The sequence below is a fragment of the Mesorhizobium sp. M4A.F.Ca.ET.020.02.1.1 genome, assembly GCF_004022645.1.
In the GTDB taxonomy this organism is placed as follows: Bacteria; Pseudomonadota; Alphaproteobacteria; order Rhizobiales; family Rhizobiaceae; genus Mesorhizobium.
Map to the genome: position 1 here is coordinate 1 of NZ_RZOI01000435.1, position 5,206 is coordinate 5,206.

Below are 5,206 nucleotides of genomic sequence, written 5' to 3' on the forward strand. Positions count from 1 at the left end.
GCCAAGGACACGGTGGCGTTTGCCACCGACTGGCCGCTGGTGCTTGCCTGCGGCATCATCGGCGGCGGATGCGGCGCATGACCTTCAGCGCAAGCAGCGAGAACAGCGCGCCGACACCGCCGCTGGAACGCGCTGCAGCCGCTACCGCGCACGCTGGTCGTGGCGGCCGTCTGCGGGCTGGCCGTGGCGGTGATCGGCGTCGCGTCCGGCGGGCTGACCTTCGGCACCGGCTACGCGCAGGCGCGCGGGGCGATCGAAGGCACGCCGCTGCCGGCCCTCTTCTTCGTGGAAAAATTCGCCGCCGGCCTGTTGTCGATGGTGTCGGGCATTCCGGGCGGTCTCTTCGCACCGTCGCTGGCGGTGGGCGCGGGGCTGGGCAGCACCCTCGGCCTGGTCTTCGGCACCGCCACCGGCACGGCGGCGCTGCTCGGCATGGCCGGTTATTTCGCCGGCGTCGTGCAGGCGCCGATGACGGCCTTCGTCATCATCCTCGAAATGACCGGCAACCACGACAATGTCATCGCGCTGATGTGCGCGGCGATGCTGGGCTACGGCACGGCGAGGCTGATCTCCAACGAGCCGCTCTATCATGCGCTGTCGCGCGTCTTCATCGCCGAGGCGATCCGGCGGCGCAGAGCGGAGACGATGCCCGCGCCGGGCTGAGCTATCGTTCTTCCGCTTTCACTTGCGGGAGGCGGACCTCGCTGTTGCGCCAGAGCGCCAGGTCTCCCTGGCTTTCAATGTCGCCGCGCGCGTCGAGAGCTTCCAGTCGCCCGGCGATATCGTCCCAGGAAACCTGGACGCCCGCCTTGCGAAGCGCCTGTTCGGTTTTCGCGAGGACCATGGCCGTCTTCTGCCAGCGGTCCATCACCATTTGCATGATGGCGCGGTCGATCTCGCTGTCCGCCGTCAAGGGGGGCCTCAGCCTACTTGCACTTGGCGATCGAGGCCAGCGCGGCCGAAATGCCCTTCAGCGAGAACACATAGGAGGTGGGGTTGCCGCGACCGGACTTGGCCTGCACCTTCATGTCGGTGCCGGTCTTCATGGCGGCGATCAGCACCGGTTCTTCCGCCGCGTTCTCGACCCAGGCCGACTTGCCGCGCGTGAACATCGAGAAGGTCTTCTTGTCGATGGTGACGGTGGCCTTGGAGCCTTCCTGGAAATTGTAGCCGGCGATGAATTGCGGCTCGTAGGACACCTGCTGGCCCGGCCGCTGGCTGACGAAGAAGAACATGTCGCCGTGGTCGAGCGTCGCCGGCTGCTTGTCGGTCGGCACGGTGAGCACGTAGCAGACCTTGCCGCCGGATGCCTGGTAGCTGTAGGTGCCCCAGGCATTGTGCTGGCCGATCTTGGTCGCCGACTGTGCCAGCGCCGGCGCCGCCAGGGCCACCAGGACCAGGCTGGAAACTGTAGCAATCAATCCGCGCATCGTTTTTCCCGTATTCCAAATGGTGCGGCGGCAGGCCGCTGCGGCGTCCTGCCCGTCGCTTCATTTTGATTTAATCAGGGTTACCAAACGGTGAATTGTCCTCAAGAAAAGGACCCTCACCCCAGGAAACCGCCGCCATTCCCGCGCCGCCGCTCGAAAGCGGCCGGCGCGTTGTCCCTGCGCCGACTTGGAGGCCACGAAAACGGCAAGAGTTTGACTTTTCAAACAAGCGCTTGCGCCGGTTCCGGATCAGCTCTTGTCGGCGATCGCGTCCCTGGCGGCTTGCCTGTGCGCGGGCGTGATGTGGGCGCTAACGGCGGTAATCGCGGCTGTCAGCACGGCGATGTCGTCGGTGAAGCCGAGGCCGAAGATGACATCGGGGATGAAATCGATCGGCAGCACGAAATAGCCGAGCGCCGCCAGCAGGATACCCTTGGCGCGCAGTGGCGTATCCTTGTCCATGGCGCAGTAATAGGCGGCGACCACCTCTTCCATGAACGGGATCTGGCGGGCGGCCTTCTTGGCCGTGCGCCAGAATTTTTCGCGCACCTCGCTCTCGCCGGCGAGCTTGTCGCCAAAGCCGAAGAAATCAAAACCGGGTTGCCGCGCACCCAACCAAGCGCGCGGCGCCGGGGGAAAATGTGGTGAAAGCGCCGCCCCATCACAAGAGTTCAGCCGCCGAAATAGCGGTTCATCTTCTTTGCCAGTTCGATGTCGAGCGCCGTGACACCGCCTGCGTCATGGGTGTTCAGCGTCACATCCACGGTCTTGTAGACATTCGACCAGTCGGGGTGATGGTCCATCTTCTCCGCCGCCAGCGCGACGCGGGTCATGAAGGCGAAGGCTTCGGAAAAGTTCTTGAAGACGAAGCTGCGTTTTATAGAAGCGCCGTCCTCGGCCAGCAACCAGCCGCGGAGTTCCGCCAGCGCGGCAAGGATGGCGTCCTTGCCCAGTTTTTCTCTCGTCATGTCTGTTTCCCGTGCTATTTCGAATTTTGACCCTCACCATAATGCATGTCGCCCAAAAGTGCGCCGCGGTTTTGGGACAATGACATGCACAAAAACGGCGCCGGATCGATGAGCGCGAAGCCCATAACATCCATCCTGTTCGTCTGCCTCGGCAATATATGCCGCTCGCCTCTCGCCGAAGGCGTGTTGCGCGCCGTGCTGGCCGAGCGCGGGCTGGGCCGAACCGTCATGCTCGATTCGGCCGCGACCAGCGGCTGGGAGGTCGGCTCCGCTCCCGATCCGCGTTCGATTTCGATCGCGGCGCATCATGGCATCGACATTTCCGGGCAAAGGGCACGCAGGGTGGCGCCGGAGGATTTTGCCCGCTTCGACGTGATCCTCGGCATGGACCGGGCGAACGTCCGCGACCTCAAGGCAATCGCGCCGGCCGCGATGCGCGAGCGCATCCACCTGTTCCTGGAGTTTGCCGACGCCGGCGCGGGCGAGGTGCCGGACCCTTATTATGACGGGCCGGACGCGTTCGCCGAGGTCTATCGCATGATCCGCGAGGCGTCGGAGGCGCTGGCCAATCGACTGGCCGCGCGCGTGTCAGCGCCCGAGAGCGGCCAGGCTTCCTCGACGATATAGGGACCGCCGCCGACTGAATCTCGTGACGACATCAAAACGAAGCGGCCGACGCGGAAGGGCAGCGCCGAGAAATTACCGCGCGCCGAAAGATATTGCGCCACGTCGAGTGGGCTCGAATTGCGCAACCGTGCCAGCGTCACATGCGGCATGAACTTGCGCGGATCGGCCGGCAGGCCGAGCCGCTGGCAGATGCGGTCGATCTCGCCCTGCAGGGCAGTCAGATCCGGCGAGGCGGCGACGCCGGCCCACACCGCGTGCGGCTTCTTCTGGCCGAAGGCACCGACACCGGAGAGCGTCAGCGGGAAGGACGGGCGGTGGACGCGGTCGAGCGCGTTGGCGATCTCGTCGGCGACATGGCCCTCGACATCGCCGATGAAGCGCAGCGTCAGATGGTAGTTTTCGACATCGATCCAGCGGGCTCCGGGCAGGCCGCCCCGGAGCAGGGACAGCGAAAGAGCGGCGTCACGAGGAATTTCGAGGGCGGTGAAAAGACGCGGCATGGCAAGCCTCCTGTCCTCGAATCGAAACTCACGCCCCTAGCGAATCATCGATATCCAAGCGGGGCAAGCGGTTTGTTGACCTCGCGGTTTCCCCAACGGCAAGCGTGACTTTCCTGCCTCACGACCCGCCGCCACCCGCGGCAATCGACTTTTCCACCGTCGGCAGTATGCCTTCGACCATCCTGTCGACGCCGCTGGCGTTGGGGTGCAGGCCGTCTTCGAGCTGCAGGGCGGGCACGCCGGCGACGCCGTCAAGGAAGAACGGATAGAGCGGAACGCCGTATTTTTCGGCGAGCTTCGGATAGATGGAGTCGAAGGCATTCTGGTAGTCGGTGCCGAGATTGGGGGCGGCGCGCATGCCGGCCAGGAGCACGGCGATCTTGCGCGCCTTGAGTTTTGCCAGCATCTCGTCGAGGTTCTTCTCAGGAATTGCGGGCGCGACGCCGCGCAGCATGTCGTTGGCGCCGAGCTCGAGGATGACGAGCCGCGTGCCGTCCGGCACCGACCAGTCGAGCCGCGCCAGGCCGCCGCTCGACGTGTCGCCGGAAACACCGGCATTGGCGACGCTGACGTCAAGACCCTTGGCGCGAAGCGCCGCCTGCAGCCTGTCGGTGAAACCTTCGCCTGGCCCGAGGTTGAACCCCGCCATCAGGCTGTCGCCGAAACCGACGATCCTGAAGGTCTCGGCGCCTGCCGCCGACATGGCGCCGCCGATCGTTACGAAAACAACGAAGGCTGCTGCAAGAGTGTGTTTGAAAGCCATGCGGCAGGCCCCATATGAGCGGAAATGGTCTTCAGGCGAAGCCGGGTTCCTCGTTGAGCATCGGATTCCCCCGGTCTCCACTTTGGCTCCGATGCTTAGCCCTCATCTATCCATATAGGACGCTTTCATTGTGACAGAAGCCGTCATCGTGCTGAAAGACGTATCGCTGACGCTCGGTGAAGGCGCGTCCTCCGTGCATGTGCTGAAGGGCGTCAGCCTCGATGTCGCCGCCGGCGAGGCGACCGGCATCGTCGGCCCATCGGGCTCCGGCAAGTCGACGCTGCTGATGGTCCTGGCCGGCCTGGAAAGGGTCGATTCGGGAACGGTCCGAATCGCCGGCGAATTGCTCGATGGCAAAAGCGAGGATCAGATTGCATCGTTTCGGGGACGAAACATCGGCATCGTCTTCCAGTCCTTCCACCTCATCCCCAACATGACGGCCCTCGAGAACGTCGCCGTGCCCCTAGAGCTCGCCGGCCATGCCGACCCGTTCAGCGTCGCCGCGCACGAGCTGGCGGCGGTCGGCCTCAGCGACCGCGTGACCCATTATCCCGGCGAACTGTCGGGCGGCGAGCAGCAGCGCGTTGCGATTGCCCGCGCGCTGGCGCCCTCGCCGCGCATCCTGATCGCCGACGAGCCGACCGGCAATCTCGACCAGGCGACGGGACGGCAGATCGCCGACCTTCTGTTCGCGAAGGCTGCCGAGCGCGGCATGACGCTGGTGCTGGTCACGCATGATCCGGCACTCGCGGCGCGCTGTTCGCGCCAGGTGTCGATGCACTCGGGACGGATCGAGGACGCGCCGAAACCGTTGAAGGTTTCGGCCTGATGCCCCTGTCGCGGACGTTGAAGCTCGCGGTCCGCTTCTCGCTGCGCGAGATGCGCGGAGGCCTGTCCGGCTTCCTCATCTTCCTCGCC

The 5,206-nt window shown here is 65.0% G+C and carries 8 protein-coding genes and 1 pseudogene; 3 read left to right on the forward strand and 6 right to left on the reverse strand.

Going from position 1 to position 5,206, the window contains the following annotated elements; genetic code table 11:
• Positions 1-663: pseudogene (locus EN742_RS23295) on the forward strand (chloride channel protein); the annotation flags it as partial.
• A gap of 1 nt (position 664) precedes the next feature.
• Here the strand turns inward: EN742_RS23295 and EN742_RS23300 are convergent.
• The 4 genes from EN742_RS23300 to EN742_RS23315 all read right to left on the reverse strand — a co-directional run bounded on the left by EN742_RS23300 (position 665) and on the right by EN742_RS23315 (position 2,398).
• Complete coding sequence (locus EN742_RS23300; RefSeq protein ID WP_126057418.1) at positions 665-913, reverse strand: hypothetical protein; 249 nt, start codon at positions 911-913, stop codon at positions 665-667.
• 13 nt (positions 914-926) lie between these two features.
• Positions 927-1,430, reverse strand: coding sequence for an invasion associated locus B family protein (locus EN742_RS23305; protein ID WP_126057419.1), 504 nt, complete (start codon positions 1,428-1,430; stop codon positions 927-929).
• A gap of 249 nt (positions 1,431-1,679) precedes the next feature.
• Positions 1,680-2,045 (reverse strand): YkvA family protein, encoded by a 366-nt coding sequence (locus EN742_RS23310; protein ID WP_128333326.1) that lies wholly within the window; start codon positions 2,043-2,045, stop codon positions 1,680-1,682.
• A 56-nt stretch (positions 2,046-2,101) separates the two neighbouring features.
• On the reverse strand, positions 2,102-2,398 hold the full coding sequence (locus tag EN742_RS23315; protein ID WP_126057421.1) for a 4a-hydroxytetrahydrobiopterin dehydratase: 297 nt from the start codon (positions 2,396-2,398) through the stop codon (positions 2,102-2,104).
• 108 nt (positions 2,399-2,506) lie between these two features.
• Here EN742_RS23315 and EN742_RS23320 point away from each other — a divergent pair, with 108 nt between their 5' ends.
• Entirely contained in the window at positions 2,507-3,025 is a 519-nt protein-coding gene (locus EN742_RS23320) for a low molecular weight protein-tyrosine-phosphatase (RefSeq protein WP_126057422.1), read from the forward strand.
• Here the strand turns inward: EN742_RS23320 and thpR are convergent.
• On the reverse strand, positions 2,929-3,525 hold the full coding sequence (thpR, locus tag EN742_RS23325) for an RNA 2',3'-cyclic phosphodiesterase (RefSeq protein ID WP_126057423.1): 597 nt from the start codon (positions 3,523-3,525) through the stop codon (positions 2,929-2,931). The two genes, EN742_RS23320 and thpR, sit on opposite strands and share 97 nt — an antisense overlap.
• A 118-nt stretch (positions 3,526-3,643) precedes the next feature.
• Positions 3,644-4,288: an arylesterase gene (locus EN742_RS23330; RefSeq protein ID WP_127399966.1), complete on the reverse strand. Its 645-nt coding sequence runs from the start codon at positions 4,286-4,288 to the stop codon at positions 3,644-3,646.
• A 130-nt stretch (positions 4,289-4,418) separates the two neighbouring features.
• Here EN742_RS23330 and EN742_RS23335 point away from each other — a divergent pair, with 130 nt between their 5' ends.
• Positions 4,419-5,117 (forward strand): ABC transporter ATP-binding protein, encoded by a 699-nt coding sequence (locus EN742_RS23335; protein WP_126057425.1) that lies wholly within the window; start codon positions 4,419-4,421, stop codon positions 5,115-5,117.
• Positions 5,118-5,206 lie beyond the last annotated feature (89 nt).